Source organism: Olleya sediminilitoris (assembly GCF_016785945.1).
Taxonomy (GTDB): Bacteria; Bacteroidota; Bacteroidia; order Flavobacteriales; family Flavobacteriaceae; genus Olleya; species Olleya sediminilitoris.
The window spans coordinates 342,077-363,580 of the sequence record NZ_JAEMEF010000001.1; the positions used below are offsets into that span (position 1 = coordinate 342,077).

At 29.4% G+C, this 21,504-nt stretch carries 22 protein-coding genes and 1 tRNA gene; 15 read left to right on the forward strand and 8 right to left on the reverse strand.

The annotated features are described in order from the left end of the window. The first annotated feature begins 266 nt into the window (after positions 1-266). Genes JAO71_RS01505 through JAO71_RS01520 form a run of 4 tightly spaced genes read left to right on the forward strand, consistent with a single transcriptional unit; the run spans position 267 to position 4,030 of the window. On the forward strand, positions 267-1,079 hold the full coding sequence (locus tag JAO71_RS01505; RefSeq protein WP_202998516.1) for an XRE family transcriptional regulator: 813 nt from the start codon (positions 267-269) through the stop codon (positions 1,077-1,079). A gap of 11 nt (positions 1,080-1,090) precedes the next feature. Then, the gene (gene rnpA / locus JAO71_RS01510) at positions 1,091-1,453 is read left to right on the forward strand and encodes a ribonuclease P protein component (protein ID WP_028288875.1); all 363 of its coding nucleotides are present in this window, start codon (positions 1,091-1,093) and stop codon (positions 1,451-1,453) included. Positions 1,454-1,470: 17 nt separating this feature from the next. Further along, positions 1,471-3,105, forward strand: coding sequence for a S41 family peptidase (locus JAO71_RS01515; RefSeq protein ID WP_028606637.1), 1,635 nt, complete (start codon positions 1,471-1,473; stop codon positions 3,103-3,105). 46 nt (positions 3,106-3,151) lie between these two features. Then, complete coding sequence (locus tag JAO71_RS01520) at positions 3,152-4,030, forward strand: OmpA family protein (RefSeq protein ID WP_054852325.1); 879 nt, start codon at positions 3,152-3,154, stop codon at positions 4,028-4,030. A 330-nt stretch (positions 4,031-4,360) separates the two neighbouring features. Here JAO71_RS01520 and JAO71_RS01525 read toward each other — a convergent pair whose 3' ends face one another. The 3 genes from JAO71_RS01525 to rpiB are packed head-to-tail and all read right to left on the reverse strand — an operon-like array spanning position 4,361 to position 6,189. Then, on the reverse strand, positions 4,361-4,810 hold the full coding sequence (locus JAO71_RS01525) for a GNAT family N-acetyltransferase (protein ID WP_116823766.1): 450 nt from the start codon (positions 4,808-4,810) through the stop codon (positions 4,361-4,363). Positions 4,811-4,833: 23 nt separating this feature from the next. Beyond that, positions 4,834-5,751 (reverse strand): cation diffusion facilitator family transporter, encoded by a 918-nt coding sequence (locus JAO71_RS01530; protein ID WP_028606640.1) that lies wholly within the window; start codon positions 5,749-5,751, stop codon positions 4,834-4,836. A gap of 3 nt (positions 5,752-5,754) precedes the next feature. After that, positions 5,755-6,189: a ribose 5-phosphate isomerase B gene (rpiB, locus tag JAO71_RS01535; RefSeq protein ID WP_028288870.1), complete on the reverse strand. Its 435-nt coding sequence runs from the start codon at positions 6,187-6,189 to the stop codon at positions 5,755-5,757. Positions 6,190-6,892: 703 nt separating this feature from the next. Here rpiB and JAO71_RS01540 point away from each other — a divergent pair. The 6 genes from JAO71_RS01540 (at position 6,893) to JAO71_RS01565 (ending at position 12,025) form a co-directional block, all read left to right on the forward strand. After that, positions 6,893-9,136, forward strand: coding sequence for a ribonuclease R family protein (locus tag JAO71_RS01540; protein WP_202998517.1), 2,244 nt, complete (start codon positions 6,893-6,895; stop codon positions 9,134-9,136). Positions 9,137-9,280: 144 nt separating this feature from the next. Then, a complete protein-coding gene (locus tag JAO71_RS01545) occupies positions 9,281-9,583 on the forward strand; it encodes a YbjQ family protein (RefSeq protein WP_028288868.1) in 303 nt (100 codons plus the stop codon). Positions 9,584-9,646: 63 nt separating this feature from the next. Beyond that, positions 9,647-10,327: a head GIN domain-containing protein gene (locus tag JAO71_RS01550; protein WP_054852320.1), complete on the forward strand. Its 681-nt coding sequence runs from the start codon at positions 9,647-9,649 to the stop codon at positions 10,325-10,327. Between the two features lie 125 nt (positions 10,328-10,452). Continuing rightward, the gene (locus JAO71_RS01555; RefSeq protein WP_028288866.1) at positions 10,453-11,130 is read left to right on the forward strand and encodes a LysE family translocator; all 678 of its coding nucleotides are present in this window, start codon (positions 10,453-10,455) and stop codon (positions 11,128-11,130) included. Between the two features lie 12 nt (positions 11,131-11,142). After that, positions 11,143-11,667, forward strand: coding sequence for a GldL-related protein (locus tag JAO71_RS01560; RefSeq protein WP_162874883.1), 525 nt, complete (start codon positions 11,143-11,145; stop codon positions 11,665-11,667). 7 nt (positions 11,668-11,674) lie between these two features. After that, entirely contained in the window at positions 11,675-12,025 is a 351-nt protein-coding gene (locus tag JAO71_RS01565; RefSeq protein WP_116823768.1) for a ribose-5-phosphate isomerase, read from the forward strand. Positions 12,026-12,131: 106 nt separating this feature from the next. Here JAO71_RS01565 and JAO71_RS01570 read toward each other — a convergent pair. Both JAO71_RS01570 and folB read right to left on the reverse strand, forming a co-directional pair. Beyond that, a tRNA-Cys gene (locus JAO71_RS01570) sits at positions 12,132-12,202 on the reverse strand. A 50-nt stretch (positions 12,203-12,252) separates the two neighbouring features. Next, positions 12,253-12,615 (reverse strand): dihydroneopterin aldolase, encoded by a 363-nt coding sequence (folB, locus tag JAO71_RS01575; protein WP_028288864.1) that lies wholly within the window; start codon positions 12,613-12,615, stop codon positions 12,253-12,255. Positions 12,616-12,770: 155 nt separating this feature from the next. Here folB and JAO71_RS01580 point away from each other — a divergent pair, with 155 nt between their 5' ends. The 4 genes from JAO71_RS01580 (at position 12,771) to JAO71_RS01595 (ending at position 17,653) form a co-directional block, all read left to right on the forward strand. Beyond that, on the forward strand, positions 12,771-14,783 hold the full coding sequence (locus tag JAO71_RS01580; RefSeq protein ID WP_116823769.1) for a glutamine--tRNA ligase/YqeY domain fusion protein: 2,013 nt from the start codon (positions 12,771-12,773) through the stop codon (positions 14,781-14,783). Positions 14,784-14,832: 49 nt separating this feature from the next. Then, complete coding sequence (locus JAO71_RS01585) at positions 14,833-16,137, forward strand: TPM domain-containing protein (protein ID WP_162874884.1); 1,305 nt, start codon at positions 14,833-14,835, stop codon at positions 16,135-16,137. Positions 16,138-16,203: 66 nt separating this feature from the next. Then, a complete protein-coding gene (locus JAO71_RS01590) occupies positions 16,204-17,361 on the forward strand; it encodes a GNAT family N-acetyltransferase (protein ID WP_202998518.1) in 1,158 nt (385 codons plus the stop codon). 85 nt (positions 17,362-17,446) lie between these two features. Continuing rightward, the gene (locus tag JAO71_RS01595; RefSeq protein ID WP_028288861.1) at positions 17,447-17,653 is read left to right on the forward strand and encodes a hypothetical protein; all 207 of its coding nucleotides are present in this window, start codon (positions 17,447-17,449) and stop codon (positions 17,651-17,653) included. 53 nt (positions 17,654-17,706) lie between these two features. Here JAO71_RS01595 and JAO71_RS01600 read toward each other — a convergent pair whose 3' ends face one another. After that, the gene (locus JAO71_RS01600; protein ID WP_116823773.1) at positions 17,707-18,216 is read right to left on the reverse strand and encodes a hypothetical protein; all 510 of its coding nucleotides are present in this window, start codon (positions 18,214-18,216) and stop codon (positions 17,707-17,709) included. Next, positions 18,209-19,156 (reverse strand): SPFH domain-containing protein, encoded by a 948-nt coding sequence (locus JAO71_RS01605; RefSeq protein WP_028288859.1) that lies wholly within the window; start codon positions 19,154-19,156, stop codon positions 18,209-18,211. The genes JAO71_RS01600 and JAO71_RS01605 overlap by 8 nt, the downstream gene beginning before the upstream one ends. 73 nt (positions 19,157-19,229) lie before the next feature. Between JAO71_RS01605 and JAO71_RS01610 the strand changes: the two genes are divergently transcribed. Continuing rightward, a complete protein-coding gene (locus JAO71_RS01610) occupies positions 19,230-19,913 on the forward strand; it encodes a hypothetical protein (RefSeq protein WP_116823774.1) in 684 nt (227 codons plus the stop codon). 58 nt (positions 19,914-19,971) lie between these two features. On the opposite strand, the gene gltX is transcribed toward JAO71_RS01610, so the two are convergent. Next, positions 19,972-21,480, reverse strand: coding sequence for a glutamate--tRNA ligase (gene gltX / locus JAO71_RS01615; RefSeq protein WP_202998519.1), 1,509 nt, complete (start codon positions 21,478-21,480; stop codon positions 19,972-19,974). Positions 21,481-21,504 lie beyond the last annotated feature (24 nt).

Genomic DNA, 21,504 nt, shown 5'->3' on the forward strand with positions numbered 1-21,504 from the left:
CTTAATCAAGCCTTAATTACCTAAGACATAAAAATTTGAGTCATTCTAACATTTTATTAAATATTATCGCTAATTTTTTAATTTTTAAAGAAATTACTTTTAAAAACCTAGTATTTGTCAATTAAAATTCATACAAATGTTTGATTTTTATATAATTTTGTATATTAGCAATTCATTAACGAGACAAAAATACAACATTTTACAAATCAATACAAACATTTTACAATATATTTTGTAAAAAGTTTTAATACTATATTTTTTGGGCTATGAAACAGATAGATGAAAAGATTACCGAAATTATCAACCATTTTAAACTTAATAATTATGCGTTTTCAAAACGTATTGGTGTAACTGGAACTACTATAGATAGTATTGTTAATGGACGTCCTCAAGATGATGGCTCACGAAAAAAAACAAAACCTGGTTATGATGTACTAAGTGCTATTATAGACGAATTTAATATAAACCCAGATTATTTATTTGGAAAAAGTGACGTGATGCTAAAACAGGATGTCACACAAATTCAAACATATTCTGGAGTCCCTCAAGTTATTTCGGTTAATCAAGAAAATGAAGAAAATGTAATTTATGTACCTGTAAAAGCAAGAGCAGGTTATTTGGATGGTTATGGAGATAGCGAATTTATCGAGACTTTGCCCTCTTTTAACATGCCACAACTAAATAATGGTACTTTTAGATGCTTTGAAGTAAAAGGTAACTCTATGGTACGTACATTTTTTGATGGCGATTTAGTATTTGGTAAATATATAGAGCATCTAAACTATATTAAAGATGGTCGCGTTTACGTTATTGTAAGTAAAAATGATGGTATTGTCTTAAAACGTGTAATTAACCGTATTGAAGCACGTGGAAAACTAATTTTAAAAAGCGACAATAAGGACGGAAATTATCCAACATATACAATAGATGCAGAAGATATTATGGAAGTTTGGTATGTCACCATGTTTGCCTCCAAACAAATGCCAGAACCTGTTGATGTTTATGATAGATTACATGAACTAGAAAGTAAATTAGTAGAACTTCAGGAAGCTGTTAAAACTAAAACTTTAAAAAATTAAATTTTAATTAAATGCGTTTAACATTTAATAAACACGAAAAACTTAAAAGCCAAAAGGCAATCGAGCAATTATTTGCCGAAGGTCAATCGGTTTCGGCATATCCTTTGCGATTAGTGTATAAGAAAAATGAACATGGTTTAAAGGTTGGTGTTTCGGCTAGTAAACGAAACTTTAAAAAAGCTGTGGACAGAATTCGTGTAAAACGACTACTAAGAGAAGCTTACAGACTTAATAAAAGTATGTTAATAGACCATAAAATTGACAATTACACGTTAATGATTTTATATATTAGTAAAGAAATACCTGATTTTAAGCTGGTTGATACTAAAATGAAAAAATTATTATCTAAACTAAAAGACCAATTACCTAATTAGTAAAGCAAAATATTATAATGAAACACCTATTTAAAAAACGTATTTTAATTCCAATTTTTGCTGCAGTAATACTATTTACAGGATCAGCTTTTAATAACAATTTTTTTGAAATTGCTAAACAAATAGAAATATTCACAACTCTTTTTAAAGAGTTAAATATGAACTATGTAGACGATACAAATCCTGCAGATTTAATGGATAATGCCATTAAAAATATGCTAAACGATTTGGATCCATATACCAAGTTTTATAACGAGCAAGATGTAGAAGCAGAGCGTATTAGACGTACTGGAGATTACACTGGTGTTGGTGCACGTATCAGAACTTTAAAAGATAAACTTGTAGTTATAGAGCCTTATAAAGACTATCCTGCAGACAAAGCTGGTTTAAAAGCAGGAGACCAAATTATTGCTGTTAATGGTGTAAATGTAGCTGGTTATGATGGTGATGCTTCAAACTTATTAAAAGGAGCTTCAAACTCTAAATTAGAAGTTACTTACACACGCCAAGGAGATACTAAAAATACAACGCTAACACGATCAGAAATAGAGATAAATGCAGTACCTCATTTTTCTATGGTTAATGAGCAAACTGGATATATAGTTTTACAAAAGTTTAATGCAAAAGCATCGTCTCAAACAGCTTATGCTTTAAAAGATTTAAAAGCTCAAGGTGCAAAGCAAATTATTTTAGATTTAAGAGGTAATCCTGGTGGATTACTTAACGAAGCTGTAAATGTTGTTAACCTATTTGTACCAAAAGGTCAACTGGTAGTAACCACAAAATCTAAAGTTAAAAAATACAATCAAACTTACTATACTAAAAAAGAACCAATAGATACAGATATACCTGTTGTTGTTTTAATTAATGGTCGTAGTGCATCAGCCTCAGAGATTGTCTCTGGTACATTACAAGATTTAGATCGTGCAGTCATAGTAGGTTCTAGAAGCTTTGGTAAAGGTTTAGTGCAGCGTCCAAAAAAACTAACCTATGGTACACAATTAAAGGTGACTATATCTAGATATTACACACCTTCTGGTCGTTGTATTCAAGCATTAGATTACTGGAATAGAGATAATAACGGAAATGCAGTACGTGTTAAACAAGAAAATTATAACGTATTTAAAACTAAAAATGGTCGAAAAGTTTTTGATGGAGGTGGCGTTTTTCCTGATGAAGCAATAGAAGTGACTAAAAATACAGCTATAACAGATGCTATTTTAGGTAGTCAAAGCATATTTGATTTTGCAACAAAATATTACTACACTCATAAAATTTCAGATATTAATACATTTAAACTAAAAGACTCAGATTTTAACGCCTTTAAAAGCTATTTAAACACTTCTGGTTTTAAGTTTGAAACAGAAACTGAGAAAGCACTTAAAAAGGCTTTAGAAGTCTCTAAAACCGAAAATTTAGACGACGATATTAACAAAGACTACCAAACTTTAATTACAAATTTAGACAACTCCAAAGCTAAAGCTGTTCAGGATAATAAATCACAATTAATTAATTTATTAACTGATGAAATTGTTAAACGCTATGTTTACAGAGAAGGTCTTTATGAGTATTATAAAATACACAACGAAGAAATTAAAACAGCTACTGAGATTTTATCAAACCTATCTAAATACAACAGATATTTAAATTAAATAGCTATAAATAAAGCTTTGGTATATTTAATGCTAGATTAAAGTTATGAAGCACTTTTTATTATTTTTATTATTAAGTACAACATTTGTTTTTTCGCAAAGCGAATTAACACATGATGTGTATTTTAACACAGACGAATACGATGTACCCTTAACAGAAGAAAACCGTATATTATTATTTATTTCTAACCTAGATAGTATTCCTATTCAAAAAATATCTATCTATGGTTTTACAGATGATAGAGGTAGCAACGACTATAATTTAGAGCTTTCTCAAAACAGAGCCAATACCATAAAACAATTATTTTCTGGCTACGGAATAGACGAAAATCTTATTACTAATGTCAATGGTAAAGGTGAAATTTTATTAAAAGTTTTAAATGAAAATGAGGTTCATAAAATAAGAGGCTTAAATCGTAAAGTTGAAATTATTGTCACACCATTACAACCTGAAGTTATTAAAGAAACTCCGGTAATTACTCAAGAAGAAGTTATTGAAGATAAACCAATAAATAAAGGTCCTAAAACGACTAAAGATATAGCTGAAGGCACTATAAAAAAAGGAGATAAGATTACCTTAGATAAAATTTACTTCAAGACAAGTTATAGTTATGTAACGTCAGAATCTAAAAAGACTTTAGAAAAACTAGCTAAAATAATGCTAGAAAAAAAGAACATTTACTTTACCATTCAAGGTCATGTCTGTTGTACACAAATGAGTCGTGATGCTATTGATAAAAAGACGAAAAAAAGAAACTTATCTGTAGCTAGAGCAAAATATATCTATGACTATTTAGCAAGAAAAGGTGTAGATAAAAAACGAATGAAATACGTTGGTATGCGTCGTAAATTTCCGTTAGGAGGTGCTCCAGAATTAGATAGACGTGTAGAAATTTTAATTACTTATGTTGGCCAAGCTGACTAAAAAATAGTAATGTTAACAAACTAAAAAGTGACTTATTAAAGTCACTTTTTTTATACTCACACACTATTTTTAAAACATTAGATACTACTTGTTTATAGCTTAATTATAGCGTAAGAAATTACATATTACTTAATATAAAACCATTAAACCTATAATTAGTGATTTTGGACTAATAATTTATATAAAATATTAAGTACATCGTATGTTTGCGCTTGATTTTAAAAATCACCAAAATTTACAAATTATCATTTTTTAAAAATATATTTCTAAGTAAGGTTATTTTAGTTGTTTAACCTTCTTATTAAAAACCGCTTCGTGCCGAAGCGGTTTTTATTTTTTATCATATATCATAGCTATATGTGGTATACCATCTTCTAAGTATTGTTCACCTATTTCAAAAAACTGTAAATTATTATAAAAGCGTTTTAAATAACACTGTGCAGATATTTTTATTTTTGTGGTATTATAATACTCTTTTATAGCATTAATAGATGCTGTCATGATATCATAACCATATTTATGCTGTCTTTGAGAGTTATCAACAACGACACGTCCTATACTTGAAAACTCAAAATAATCTCCTGGTTTAAATATACGTGTGTAAGCCACTATTTTTTGATCTTTAATACCTAAAACATGTAACGCCTTTTTATCTTTTCCATCAAGATCCTGATAGACACAGTCTTGCTCTACAACAAAGACTTGACTGCGTAATTGTAATAAATTATAAAGTTCTGTAGTTGTTAATTGGTCAAACGTTTTAGTAGTAATATGTATCATTAATAATTATGTATAGTTTTTTTTTAATCTTGTACAATGATGTCTTTAGGATCATCTTTACCAAATTCTGGTTGGATATTAACATGGTTAATTTTAAACTTTTTAAGTAATAAAACTTCAACGTCTTGAAGAATAGCATCAAATTGGGTTAAAGTAATGTTTTTGTTAAAATCAATATGTGCTTCTAAGTGGATTTCGTTTTCATTTAATTGCCAAACATGTATATGATGTACGCTTTTAATTTCCGCGAAAGCGTTAATTTGCTTTACAATTTGATCTACAGGTATTGTGTCTGGTGTAAATAACATCAGGACTTTTGTAGATTGTTTTAATAAATCAAATCCCATCCAAATTAGGTAGATAGCTATAGCTAAGGTTAGTAAACTATCTACCCAATATATTTGATAAAATTGCATTAGTACACCTCCAACAAGTACAGCAACACTTGCTAACATATCTGTTAATAAGTGTAAATATGCACTACGCATATTCATGTTGGCCTGGCTATCTTTTTTTAATAATAATACGCTAAAACCATTAGCTAAAATACCTAATAAAGCTAACCAAATAACTAAGTTACTTTGTATTGGTTCTGGATGTTGTATACGTTTTACAGCTTCTATTATTAATAAAATAGCAACTATTATTAGGGTAGCAGAATTTATGAATGCTGCCAAAATTTCGGCACGTTTAAATCCAAATGTACGTTGTAATGAGGCTTCTTTTTTAGATAACCTGTTAGCAATGTAACTAACAATTAAAGAGACAACATCACTAAAATTATGTAATGCATCACTTAATAAGGCTAAACTACCAGAAATTAGTCCTCCAATAACCTGTGATACAGTTATAAGTATGTTTAAAAATATGGATATAATTAAATTACGTCCTTTTAAATCTTTTACACTGTGTGTGTGGTTATGTGAGTGACTACGACTCATTTATTAACAATTTACTGGTATTTTATCGACACGATTTTGATGACGTCCTCCTTCAAACTTAGTCTCTAAAAACGTATCTACCATTGCAATAGCTTGCTGTACAGCTGTATATCGTGCTGGAATACATATAATGTTGGCATTATTATGCTGTCTTGTTAACTCTGTAATCTCTTTAGTCCAGCAAATTCCTGCTCTTATTTTTTGATGTTTATTGGCTGTCATAGCTACACCATTTGCACTACCGCAAATTAAAATTCCAAATTCGGCTTTATTGTTTGCTACATCATCTGCTACTGGATGTACAAAATCTGGATAGTCAACACTATCGTTTGCATCTGTCCCATAGTTATTAACAATGTAACCTTTTGATTTTAAATGTTTAAGGATTTCAAATTTATAATCTGTTCCTGCGTGATCATTACCTATTGCTATTGTCATAGTAGTTGTGTTGTTATTTAAGTTTTCAAAGTTAATAATTGATTACAAGTAATAATAAGTAATAGGTATTAACTTATTGATAAAACGTAGTTTTGTGTAAACATCATAAAATCAACGGTTTTTTTGTAATTGTTAACTACTATGTGTTTATATCTTGATTACTTGTTAATATCTCTTGATTGTTTTTGAAAACTTTTATTAGGATAAGTCATAAAATTTTACAATCCCTAACATTTAATTAACATGCAAATAAGTTAACCTTAATTTTTTGTAAAGTTATTAGCACTAAATTGTCAATTTTTAACTGTTATTTTTTTTATAGTTATTAATAATTAACCGTTAATACTTGTTACTAACAATTGTTAACAACGTACTTAACTACCTTTAAAATTAAGGGTTTAAATATTTAATAACTTGTTAATAGACTGCTTAAACTACACAAACAAATCAAAATCTAAAAAAGTTATACCGTTATTAACAAGCTATAATAAACATCAATTTTTTTTTAAAATTTTAAAAGAAATAAATGATATATAGTATATATGTGAATAACTCTAAAATTTAAATTTAATATTAGTTTAATTTTGATTTAATATTAAAAACGTAGCTTTGTATAAACTTAATATCTTCACTTCTTCTCTATTAAGTTAATAATAACAGAATTTCGATTAACTTTAAGAAATTCAATTAGATTAAAATTTAAATGACAAAAAAGAAAAAAAGGAAACCGTCACATAACAAGATTTCCAACCTTACAAATACAATTCTTAGTATTTTAAAAAAAGAAAGAACTAAAACATTTAACTACAAGCAAATAGCTTCTAAATTAGGAGTTAACGATGCTAGTAGTCGCAATCAAATAATTAAAAAATTAGCACAGCTTAAAGCTAAAGACGAGATAGAAGAAGTAGATCGTGGTAAGTTTAAAGCAGTTGTTAACACTGAGTATCATACAGGTATCTTTGATGCTGCACAACGTGGCAACGGTTACGTAATTTGTGATGCTTTTGAAACCGATATTTATATAGCTTCTAACAATGTTAATAAAGCATTAGATGGAGATGAAGTAGAATTATACGTTTACAAACGCAGAAAACAAGGTAAACTTGAAGGCGAAATTACCAATATTATTAAACGTGCTAAAACAGAGTACGTTGGGACTATTCAAATACATGATAAAAAGAATTTTGCTTTTGTAGTAGTAGATGGTAATAAAATGAAAACTGACATTTTTGTACCTATTAACAAAACACTAAAAGCCCAAGATGGTGATAAAGTGGTTGTTACAATGTTAGATTGGCCAGATAAAGCAGATTCACCAAACGGAAAAGTAATTAAAGTTTTAGGTAAAGCTGGAGAACATAATACCGAAATACACTCTATTTTAGCAGAATACGGTTTACCATACGAGTTTCCTACAGAGGTAGAGGAGTATGCTAATAATATTAATTTAAATATTTTACCAGAAGAAATTGCTAAACGTCGCGATATGCGTCAAGATTTAACCTTTACTATCGATCCAAAAGATGCAAAAGATTTTGATGATGCTTTATCTTTTACGGTTTTAGATAATGGTTTGTATGAAATCGGTATTCATATTGCAGATGTATCGCATTATTTAAAAGAAGGTACTGTCCTTGATGACGAGGCTTATGAACGTGCAACCTCTGTGTATTTAGTAGATAGAGTAGTACCAATGTTACCAGAAATTTTATCAAATGGTGCTTGTTCATTACGTCCAAACGAAGAAAAATATACCTTTTCAGCAGTTTTTAAAATTAACGATAAAGCCGAAATTAAAGACCAATGGTTTGGTCGTACTGTAACTTACAGTGATGCACGTTTTGCTTATGAAGAAGCTCAGGCAATTATTGAAAATAACGTTGCATTTAATAAAGCTGAAATTATTTCTAATCCAGAAAAAATTGATACCAATATTCCAACAGAAGTTGCATTGGATGGTACAGCTTATAAAACCACACCAGAAATTGCACAAGCAGTTTTAAAATTAGATCAATTAGCCAAAAAAATGCGAAGTCAACGTATGCGATCTGGTGCCATTAGTTTTGATAAAGTTGAGGTTAAATTTTCTTTAGATGAAGATGCTAACCCAATAGGAGTACATTTTAAAACCAGTCAAGATGCAAATAAGCTTATTGAAGAGTTTATGTTACTTGCTAATAAAAAAGTATCAGAGTTTGTATCTAAAATGAAACCACCAAAAACGTTTATCTATCGTGTACACGATGAGCCAGACGAAAGTAAACTAGCATCTTTACAAAGCGTTGTATCTAGATTTGGTCACAAATTAGACTTTAAAAGTGGTGGTGATATAGCTGGTGCTTTAAACAAGTTATTAACAGATGTACAAGGTAAAAAAGAACAAAATTTAGTCGATACTTTAGCAATTAGAACTATGTCTAAAGCTGAGTATACTACCAGTAATATAGGTCATTATGGTTTAGCATTTGGAGACTATTCTCATTTTACATCACCAATTAGACGTTATCCAGACGTTATTGCACATAGATTATTACAACGCTATTTAGATGGTGAAAAATCGGTCAGTGCAGAAACTTATGAAGAAATCTGTAAGCATTGTAGTAACATGGAGTATTTAGCAACAAAAGCGGAACGTGACTCGACTAAATACATGCAAATTAGATTTATGCAAGACCATCAAGACGAAGAGTTTGTTGGTGTTATTTCTGGAGCAACAGATTGGGGAATTTATATAGAAATTATCTCTAACAAGTGTGAAGGTATGGTAAGAATAAGAGATGTTAAAGGTGATTATTTTGAGTTTGACCAGGACCAATATGCTATTATTGGACGTGAAACTAAAATTATGTATCAACTTGGTGATGAGGTTATTGTAAAAGTTAAAAATGCAGATTTAGAAAAGCGTCACCTAGATTTTGAATTGATTGGTAAGTACCAAGAATAACATATTTTATTGTTAATAAGTACAAATTAAATGTATCACTAACCCTTTAGTAAGTGGTACATTTTTTATTTTACAAAACGTTAAATTACGTTATAAACAGTAACTTTTTGTTACATTTAACTACTAATAAATAAACTTTAAAACATGATTTTAACTACAACAAATACTATAGAAGGCTTTAAAATAATTGAATATAAAGGCATTATTACAGGTACCTCTTTTGAAATGAAAACTAAATTTTCTTTTAAAACAGAAAAAAACAAAGACATAACAAAAGATGTTATTAACGAAGCTAAAGAACACGCTTTTCAAGAGTTACAAACAAATGCTAGTAATTTAAATGCTAATGCTGTAGTTGGTATTAGTGTAGATATGGAAACCGTTAATGGCTCTTATTTTTTTGTATCAGTTACAGGTACAGCAGTTTCAGTAGCTTCAGATAAATAATTTTTTAAAACTGTAACAATTCAAAAAAAGCAAGCTCTTTATAGAAACAAAACCTTTCTAAAAATGAAAAATTTATTACTTGCTGTATTCTTTTTAACAACTACTTTTTTAGTAGCTCAGAATGTAAAAGACAAAAATGTTGGAGATTTTAATGAAGTTAAAGTTTTTGATTTAATAAAAGTAAGCTTAGTTAAATCAACCGAAAATAAAGTTATGATTACTGGTGAAGATGTTGATGATGTTGAGATTATAATCAAAAATAATACACTTAAAGTACGCATGAAAATAGATCGTAGTTTTGATGGAACTAAAACTTTTGTAGCTGTACACTACACAGATTTAAAAGTTATTGATGCTAATGAAGGTGCTAAAATTGTAGGTAACGAGCTGATTGAACAAGACACTATCGAGTTACGTGCACAAGAAGGCGCATCTATTATTGCTGGTTTAGACGTCGATACAGTTAATGTAAGAGCTGTTTCTGGCGGAATTATAGAAACTAGAGGTAAAGCCTACACTCAAAATATAACGCTTAATACAGGAGGTATTTACGAAGGTCGTGATTTTGAAACCAAAAATACTAATGTAAAAGTAAGAGCTGCTGGTGAAGCAGAAGTTAAAGCAAGTGGTGTTGTAGATGCACGTATTACAGCTGGTGGAAATATTGATATTTATGGTAACCCAAAAACAGTTACTAAAAAACAAACCTTTGGTGGACGTATTGTTGTTAAAAATCAAGAATAAAAATATACTTAAAATAGATAATAAAGGCTTCAATTTAAATTGAAGCTTTTTTATTTTGTAGCTATTGTATTATGTCTTAACTAAATTATTTCTTTACTTTGTATTTAACGCATTTAAACATCCCAATGTTAGACGATATTCTTAGAGCAATTCCTTTTGGTATAATTCTTTCTTTTACCGTAGGTCCTGTATTTTTTGTATTGTTAGAAACTAGTGCAACCAAAGGTGTTAGAAGTGCTTTAATATTTGATTCTGGAGTTATTTTAGCAGATATTTTATTTATAGTGGTTGCTTTTTTTAGTACCGAAAAACTTTTAGGTAAAATTGAAAACGATCCAAATTTTGTAATTTTTGGTGGTGTATTACTGGTTTTTTATGGTATTATTTCATTTGTAAAAACATCCAGATCATTTAGATCTATTGTTAAAGAATACCATAAAGTAGAATTAAAAAAAGGTTATGGTAAACTTTTTATAAAAGGGTTTTTACTTAACTTTATTAACATAGGTGTGTTATTAGGTTGGTTAGGTTTTATAGTTTTGGCTAGTAAGATTACAACCTCTCAAAACGGAGTTATTGTTTTTATTACCACAATGATAGTTGCTTATTTTGTAACGGATTTAGTAAAAATTGTAGCAGCTAAACGTCTTAAAAATAAACTAACACCAAGACTAATTTTTAAAACTAAAAAAATAATAGCTTTAGTTATTTTAGGCTTTGGTATTTTACTATTAGCTCAAGGTTTTTTTCCTGAAGAAAAAGAAAAACTTAAAGAAAAGCTAGAGCAAATTAATCCATTATAATTCCTCAATTGCATGAGTACGATTCGATTTAAAAAACTTAATTTACCGCTTCGTATTTGTGTTTCAATTTTACTTTTAGGCGGATTATTTAAAATAATGCATTGGCCAAATTCTAGCTATTTATTATTAATTGCTATTTGTAGTATTATGGTATTATATCCTATTCGGTTTTTTCTTAAAAAAGAAAAAGAAACTATGGATTATATTAAGCTTGGTATTATTCTGTTATGGTGTTTAAGCTATTTTACTAGGGTAATGCATGTGTATCAATTTCCTATACTACTTAATATTGCATTGTTACTATTGTTTGGTTGGTGGTTTATTAACGAAGGAACAGCCTATTTTACTAACCAAAATCTTAAGTTAAATGGTATTTATAAAACTGTTTATGTAACTGTTACTGTAATTATTTTTGGTTGTATTTTATTTGGCTGTTTATTTAAAATACAACATTGGCCTTATGGTAATTTATTATTTACTATAGGTATATTTTTAGCTTCAATATTTATTATTGTAGATCATTTTTTAAGAAAATAAAACATATATGGCTAAAACCCAATATTATATTTATGTTGTGGAGTTATCTAAAAAAGTATTTACTCAAAATGCTAAATTCAGAGCAGCCAATCCACAATTTAATGGTGTTTTAGAATGTTTATATGTTGGTATGACTAGTAAAACTCCTAAACAACGGTTTTTACAACATAAAACTGGTTATGTTAATAAAAAGGGTCACAAATTATCTTCTAATATTGTCCTAAAATATGGATCTTATTTAAGACCAAGTTTATATAATCACATTGGACCAATTGCAACTAGAGCAGAAGCTTTAAAAATGGAAGAAGCATTAGCTTTAGACTTACGTCGAAAGAAATATGCAGTCTGGTTTAATTAAAATTTTAGTAGTCATTGCGAGGTACAAAGCAATCTCATAATCTTAATAATTAGTATAAAAATATAAGCATAAAAAAAGCGCTACTTATAAAGTAACGCTTTGTTTGAGGTGTCGAGCGGATTCGAACCGCTGTAGATGGTGTTGCAGACCACTGCCTAGCCACTCGGCCACGACACCCTTAATAGGACAGCAAATATAAAAATAATTACTGTTTTACCCTATTTCTGTTAGTTTTTTCTTTTTTCGGTTAATTCTACTGTAACCATCTGTACATCACCACCAATCGGAGGATTTATTTTACTTACAGCCACTGTTGCCACAGTAATTAATTTGTCTTCTTTAAAAATACGGTCTAAAATACGCTTAGCAACATGCTCTAAAAGTGCACTTGGTGTAGCCATTTCTTCAACAACAACTTTATTTAAAAAAACATAATCAACAGTATCTTCTAATGCGTCTGTTGCAGTACTTTTTTGTAAATCTGCTTTAACTTTTAAATCTACTCGGTAATCACTTCCTATAGCAGTTTCTTCTTTTAAACAACCATGATAAGCTGTTACGCGTATATTTTCTAATTTAATTATTCCCATTTTCTATAAATTTTCAGCAAAAGTACCTAAAATAGTAGTTTACTAAATTTTTAAAGTGTGGTTAAATTCATTTCAACTAAAAAATAACTAATTTTACAGCGCATTGTTAATTTGGTAGTATACCAATAAACTATTAATGTAAAGAATAAAAATATATGTCTGAAGATAAAAAGTCACTCAATTTTTTAGAGCAAATTATAGAAGAAGATTTAAACAATGGTTTAGATCAAAGTAAACTTCGTTTTAGATTTCCGCCAGAGCCAAATGGGTATTTACACATTGGTCATACTAAAGCTATTGGTATTAGTTTTGGTTTAGGTGAAAAATATAATGCACCTGTTAACTTACGTTTTGACGATACAAATCCTGCTAAAGAAGAGCAAGAATATGTAGATGCTATTAAAGAAGATATTTCTTGGTTAGGTTACCAATGGGCAAACGAGTTATACTCTTCAGACTACTTTCAAATATTATTTGATTGGGCAGTTCAGTTAATTAAAGATGGTAAAGCTTATGTAGACTCTCAGTCTTCTGAAGCTATGGCAGAACAAAAAGGTACACCAACGCAACCAGGTGTAGATGGACCTTTTAGAAATCGTTCTGTTGAAGAAAATTTAGACCTATTCATGCGCATGAAAAATGGCGAATTTGATGAAGGTGAACACATTTTACGTGCTAAAATAGACATGCAACATACTAATATGTTAATGCGTGATCCTTTAATGTATCGTATTTTAAAGAAATCACATCACAGGACAGGTGATACTTGGTGTATTTATCCAATGTATGACTGGACACATGGAGAGAGTGATTATATAGAGCAAATTTCGCATAGTTTATGCTCGTTAGAGTTTAAACCTCACAGAGAGTTATACGATTGGTTTAAAGAGCAGGTTTATGATTATTCTAAATCAGAATACCCAATGCAACCTAAGCAACGTGAGTTTGCACGTTTAAACCTTAGTTACACTATCATGAGTAAACGTAAGTTATTACAATTGGTAGAAGATGGTATTGTTAATGGTTGGGACGATCCACGTATGCCTACAATATCTGGTTTACGTCGTCGTGGTTTTACACCAAATTCAATCAGAAAATTTGTTGAAACCGTTGGTGTTGCTAAACGCGAAAATATTATAGATTATGCACTTTTAGAGTTTTGTATTCGTGAGGATTTAAACAAAAAAGCACCACGTGTAATGGCTGTATTAGATCCTTTAAAAGTGGTGATTACTAACTATCCTGAAGATAAGGAAGAATGGTTTGAAGCCGAAAATAATCAAGAAGATGCAAGTGCAGGATTTAGAAAAGTACCTTTTTCTAAAGAGATTTATATTGAAAAAGCAGATTTTAAAGAAGAAGCTGGTAGCAAGTTTTTTAGATTAAAACTAGGTGGAGAAGTGCGACTTAAAAATGCTTACATTATTAAAGCAGATAGTGTCGTTAAAGATAGCAAAGGAAACGTCACAGAAGTACACTGTACTTACTCTGAGGATACAGAGCGTCGTATAAAAGGAACTTTACATTGGGTTAGTATAAAACATGCTGTAAATGCACAAGTTAGAGAGTATGATAGATTATTTTTAGACGAAGCTCCAGATAGTCATGAAGACAAATCTTTTATGGATTTTATCAATCCAAACAGTTTAAAAACTATCACAGCTTTTGTAGAGCCTAGTCTAAAAGATGCAAAAGTAGGAGAGCAGTTCCAGTTTCAACGTTTAGGCTATTTTAATGTAGATAACGATGCTACATCACAAGCTTTAGTATTTAATAAAACTGTTGGTTTACGTGATAGTTGGGCAAAACAAAAACCTAAAAATAATACTCAAAATAATCAACAAAAGCAGCCACAACAAAACAACAGACCTGCTATAGAACAAATTAAATCTTACGGTAAGAAGTATGATAGGATGAAGCCAGAACAACAAGATAAGGCTAAAGCCGAAATCCAAGCACTTGCTAAAGATGTTGCTTATCAAGATCTAGAACCATTATTTGGGACATCGGTTAAAAAGACAGGAACACGTGTTATTACCATGATAACTTTAGGTGTTTTACTAGATAATGGTTTAGATAAAACCGAAGCTATAGATGACTTTATAAATAAAGCACTTGAAGATAAAAGTGAATTATTGGTTAACGAAGCTAAAGCAATAAACAAATAATTATAAGCCTACTTAATATCATTTATTAGGTAGGTTCTTTTTTTTTCATTTGAAACAGTTTAACATACTTTTTATATTTCTTCTTATTTGTATACAATATACAAATGCACAAGAGTATCCTGTTATCAAGGATATGGTTACAGATAATGCAGGTATTTTTAGTGACTATGAAGCTCAAAATTTACGTGAAAAGTTAATGCAATATGAGCTTGATACCTCTCATGAAATTGTAGTATTAACAATAAAAGAATTAGGAAATAGTACTATAGAACAGTATGCTTATGGTGTATTTAATCAAGAAAAAAATAAATTTGGTAAAGACCATTTAGATAATGGTCTTTTACTTTTAATTGCACCTAACCAAAGACAAGTGAGAATTGAAGTTGGTAATGGATTTGAGCCTATTATAACTGATGTTTTTTCATCTCATATTATTGATTATATCTTAACACCTTATTTTAAAAAAGAACAATATTTTAAAGGTGTAAATCATGCAATTTATGAAATAATTAAGCTAATTCAAGATCCTATTTATGCTCAAGAATTTGGTGATATTTACAGAAAAAAAGCTGAAGAATCTGAGATAAGTCCAGTTACTAAAGTCTTTGCATCCATATTTTTAACTCTAGTATTTACTATACTTTTATACTATTGCTATTGCAAATTTGTACTAAAAGCAAGCATGTGGAAAACTAAAATTAAACCATTATATAATAAACATAAACTAAATTTTTGGTTATTTGTTAGTGCACTTTTTTGTGTTGTTTATAATTTTTATACTCTGTCATGGATACTTTTTATGATTCTGTTTGTATCAAGTTTTTTATCAATATTTGTGTTTGTTGGATTTGGTATAATTTTAAAATTAGCTTTTAAAAGAGCTATAACTATTTTTAAAAGTCTTTTAACTGGTAAACTAGGTTTTATTAATTTCTGGTGGTACTTCCCTTTAACTTTTTTATTATTTTTTGCAGCTTTTGCATTTGGATTTACTCCAATTATGATGGGCTTTTTTATGTTAATTACTATTGTATTTAATAAAGATAGTAATGAGATGATATCAAATTTCTCATGGGAATTTTATGTTATTGCTATCGCACTAATTTTTATTTCATTGTTTGTAATATCTATTGTTAGGGCAATCAAAAAAATTAAAAGTAGTTATAAAGAAACTTTTGGTTTTTCTATTTTTAAAATGGGAGTAGGATTATCATCTAAAGGTGGTAGTGGAAGTGGCTCTTCTAGAGGTTACTCGTCTTCTGGTTCTAGAAGTTACTCATCCTCATCCCGAAGTAGTAGTTATTCAGGTGGAGGAGGACGCTCATCTGGAGGAGGAGCTAGTGGTAGTTGGTAATTAGTGTTGTAACTTTTTTTTGTTTTTTGATACCAATAACTAGATTATAAGCTTTACTTTATAAACTTGATAGACTTTAAAATACATGATTCCGTTTTAGATCTTCCAGATACTTGGAACACTTTAGTCACACACGATATTTTTTTACAAACCCCTTTTTTAAACGCTTTAGAAGTTTCTTGTCCTAAAAATATTAAAACGCATTACATTTCTATTTTTGATAACCAGAAACAAGTCGGTTTAGCAGTTGTACAGCGCGTTAAAATATATATTGATGACGTATTTAGAAACCCAACAGATAATGCTTTAAAACGCTTTATAAAAACTGTTATAGCCCAAGTAGTTAAAGGTAATGCCTTAATTGTTGGTAATTTAATGCATACAGGACAGCATGGTTTATTTTTTGATCAAAATTATATTAGTCAAACTAATTTTTTAACTACTGTATTTAATGCAATAAATACTTTAGCATTAACTATTAAAAAAGAGGATGGTAAAACTATACGTATTATTGGTTTTAAGGATTATTTTACGACAGATAGTATCCATTTAAATACCTCGTTATTTACTAAAAATCAATTATATAAAGTACAAGTCCAACCAAGTATGGTTTTAAGTTTAAAACAGGAGTGGAGTAGTATTGATGACTATGTTATCAGTCTTAAAAAGAAATACAGAAGTAGATATAGAACAGCGCTTAAAAAAGCTAATACCATTGTAAAAAAGGAATTAGATTTAGACGCTATTGTTTCGGAATCTGAACAGTTATTTAGTTTATATAAATACGTTTCAGATAATGCTAAAGTCAATTCATTTGTATTAGACCAACAGCATTTTTTCAATTTAAAAAAACATTTAGATCAAGATTTTAAGGTGTTTGGTTACTATTTAGATGGTAAACTTATTGGATTTTATACCTTAATTATTAATAATTCTGATTTAGAAACCTATTTTTTGGGTTACAATCCTAAGTATCAACACAAGCATCAATTGTATTTAAATATGTTGTATGATATGCTAGCTTTTGGAATTGATAATAACTTAAAACAAGTCGTCTATGCTAGAACAGCACTTGAAATAAAAAGCTCAGTAGGAGCAAAGCCTGAAGTGATGTATATTTATATGAAACATACTAATACTGTATTTATAAATCCTGTTTTAAGATACATTGTTAAAACTTTAAATCCAGTTAAAAAGTGGGAACAAAGACATCCTTTTAAATAGTATTTTAATAAACCTTTAGCATTATTAATTTTGTATTGGTTTGTTTTTAATTTATTTTAAATAATAACTTAAAAACACAATTAACATGAGTAATACACAAGATTTACTAACTAAGATATCACAAAAAACAATTCAAATAAAAAGGGATTATCCAGAACTACAAAAGTATCTTGATGAGACTAGAATTACATTACCACAAGGTGATAACTCGTCTGCTAAAGTAGACCAAGAAGCCTTACAAAACTATTTAAATACTTTGGATGAAATGGTCACTAAGTATAAGTCTAAATAAAAAAAGTCTCAAAATTTAATTTGAGACTTTTAATGTTTAAAGATATTAAGATGTTATTCACTTAACGTTTCCGTTTTTGTATCATCTTCTGGTATTACTAAACTGGTTTCAAAATCTGGTAGTACCATATTTAATAATGCTTTGTTTTTGATTTGTTTAGCTTCAATAAAGTACCAAAATTTAGCTTCATCGTTATAAATTCCTAATAAATAACTTTTAGATTTAATACGCATGTTGCTCATTTTCATTTGATTAAAATTTTCAACAACACATCTGTATTGATCTTGTTCAAAGACTACTTCTGACACATCAATGACATCTGCTTTTTCAAAAACAAATCCTTCAGACTTCATTTGATCAAAAGTTTGTTCTATTAATTTAATACCAGCTTCTTCTCCACCCATTAATTCTATTACTTTTGGTAGAGTATGTTTAAAAACTGTTTTATAATCTTCACTTAAAGTCGCTTTACTGGTGATTGTAGCATCACGTAAAGCTTCTTTTTTTGTTTGACCAAAGGTTACGGAAACCGTTAGTAATAATGCTATTATAAGTTTATTCATTTTCGTTTCTTCTTTCTTCAGCTTTATTTAATTTAGCTTGTTTCATGGCTTCACCAATCTCATTACTAGCAGAAAAACTAGCAACCATATCGTTTAACATGTTACTTCCTGCTTGAGGCGAGTTTGGTAATAATATTAAGTTACTGTTAGTTTCTCCACCAATAGCTTGTAAAGTATCATAATGTTGTGTTACTACTATTAATGCTGAAGCCTCTTGACTGTTAATTCCAACACGATTTAAAACATCTACAGACTCTTCTAAACCTCTTGCAATCTCACGTCTTTGATCTGCGATACCTTGACCTTGTAAACGCTTACTTTCTGCTTCTGCTTTTGCTTTTTCAACAATTAAAATACGTGCAGCATCTCCTTCAAATTGTGCAGCAGTTTTTTCTCTATCTGCAGCATTAATACGGTTCATGGCTGCTTTTACTTGTGCATCTGGATCTATATCTGTTACTAATGTTTTAATAATATCAAAACCGTATTCTGACATAGCATCATTTAATTCGGTTTTTACAGCAATTGCAATATCATCTTTTTTAACAAATACATCGTCTAATTTCATTTTTGGTACCTCTGCACGTACAACATCAAATACATAACTTGTAATTTGCTCATGTGGATAATCTAATTTATAAAAAGCATCGTAAACTTTTTGACTAATCACACGATATTGTACTGATACCTTTAGTCTAACAAATACATCATCTAAAGTTTTTGTCTCTATAATAACGTCTAATTGTTGAATTTTAAGACTTAGTCTACCTGCTATTTTATCTACAATAGGGATTTTTAAATGAAGTCCAGATTGACGTATACTATGGAATTTACCAAAACGTTCTATAATTACAGCGGTTTGTTGTTTGACAACAAAAAAAGCTGAAATTAATACAATCAAACCAATGACTATAAAAGGGATAAAAGAATAATTACTCATAAATAATGGATTTAATGGTTATACTATGGTTACTAAATTAAGTTATATTTGTTCACAAACGACTTAATTTATTATGAAAAAACTTCAATACACTCTATTAGTAGCTCTAACTATAGGTTTTGTTACAAAAAATTTTGCACAGCATAGTAGATATGTCATAAAAAATGGATTTTCTATCGGTGGAGGAATTACCCAATTTGATATTATTACAGATAATTTTGAAACTAAAAAAGGAGAGGGTTGGATTGGTAATATGACTGCTACTGTAGAGATACCACACAAATGGTATAATTTAAGTTATGGTATGCAATTATCCGAAAATACTATAAGTACAACAGGTTTTGACGTACCATTGTCTAGTATTGCTCAAGATATAGAATATAAAATTTTTACAGCTCAATTGCAATTTTTATGGCATGCTAAACCATTTAAAACGTCACATTTTACCATTGATTTTGGTCCAATGTTGCAATATAATAGTGATTTAGAATTAAGTGACGATGAACAAGAAAATTTTATTCTTGCAGATTTTGATACTGTACAAGCTAATGCTGTTAAAGATTTAAATAATTTTAATGTTAATGGATCTATTGGAGCCACTTTAGGTATTGGTTTTTTTAAGGTAAGAGCACAATATATTTATGGTTTTACAAATATTTTAGATGCTTTAAACGACTCTGAATTTAATCAAGTTTTAGGTAGAGATTTTAAAGGAAACCAAAGTATGTTTGCTTTTACTGGTATGATTACTTTTTAAGTTATAAAAAAAATAAAACAATAAAAAAGCCATCTAATTTAGATGGCTTTTTTTATAATTATAAGGTGTCTATTAGTTTTTTAATACGTTTAATACTTTCGTTTTTACCAATCATAAACATAATATCAAAAACATCAGGTCCTTGTAAAGCACCAACTAAAGCTAAACGCAGTGGCATCATGACTTTACCAAAGCCAATCTCGTTTGATGTAATCCAACCTTTAACGTCTTTTTGAAGCGTTTCTACTTCAAAATCTGTAATATTTGATACAATGCCTAATACGTCTGTCATTATTGTTTTAGTATCGTCTTTAAAAGCTTTTTTAGAGGCTTTTTCATCGTAACTTTCTGGTGCTACAAAAAAGTAGCTACTTAAATTCCAAAAGTCATTGACAAAGGTTGCACGCTCTTTAACTAAACCTACTACTAATGCTATATAATTAACATCAATAGTGGCTAATTGCTCATGGTTTTTCTGAAACGCTTCAGCTAAATCTTCATTAGACTGTTCTTGCATATAATGGTGATTAAACCATTTTATTTTGTCTGGATCAAAACGTGCTCCTGCTTTATTAACTCGGTCTAAATCAAAAGCAGCAATTAGTTCTTCTAAAGTAAACATTTCTTGTTCTGTACCAGGATTCCAACCTAAAAAGGCTAAAAAGTTTACTACTGCTTCTGCAAAATAACCTTCTTCTTTGTATCCTTTAGCTATATCTCCAAATTCTGGATTCCATTCTAACGGAAATACAGGAAACCCTAATTTATCTCCATCACGTTTACTTAATTTACCTTTTCCTGTAGGTTTTAAAATTAATGGTAAGTGTGCAAATTGTGGAGCTTCCCAACCAAATGCTGTGTATAATTGGTAGTGTAATGCTAAACTTGGTAACCACTCTTCACCACGAATTACATGAGAGATTTCCATTAAATGATCATCTACAATATTAGCTAAGTGATACGTTGGCATACCATCTGACTTAAATAAAACTTTATCATCTAATATGTTAGTATCTATTTTAATATCACCACGAATGATATCTTTTAAATGTAATGTTTGGTCTTGAGGACTTTTAAATCTAATGACATAATCATCTCCAGCATCTAATTTAGCTTTTACTTCAGCTTCTGTTAAGGATAAAGAGTTGCTTAATTTTAAGCGGTTATGCCAATTATAGATAAATGTTTTTCCTTTAGACTCATGATCTGTTCTGTGATAATTTAACTCTTCAGAGGTATCAAAAGCATAATAAGCATTTCCGCTAGCAACTAATTGATCTGCATATTCTTTATAAAGTGCTTTACGTTCTGATTGTCTGTAAGGTCCAAATTTTTCGTTTTTACCTGGTCCTTCATCAAAAGGGATATTACACCAATTAAGTGCTTCAATTATATAGTCTTCTGCACCTTCAATGTAACGATTTTGGTCTGTATCTTCAATACGTAACACAAATGTTCCGTTATGCTTTTTAGCAAATAAATAGTTAAAAAGGGCTGTTCTAACGCCTCCAATATGTAAAGGTCCTGTTGGACTTGGTGCAAAACGCACTCTAACTTGTTTTGACATGGTGTTTTAAATATATAATAACTT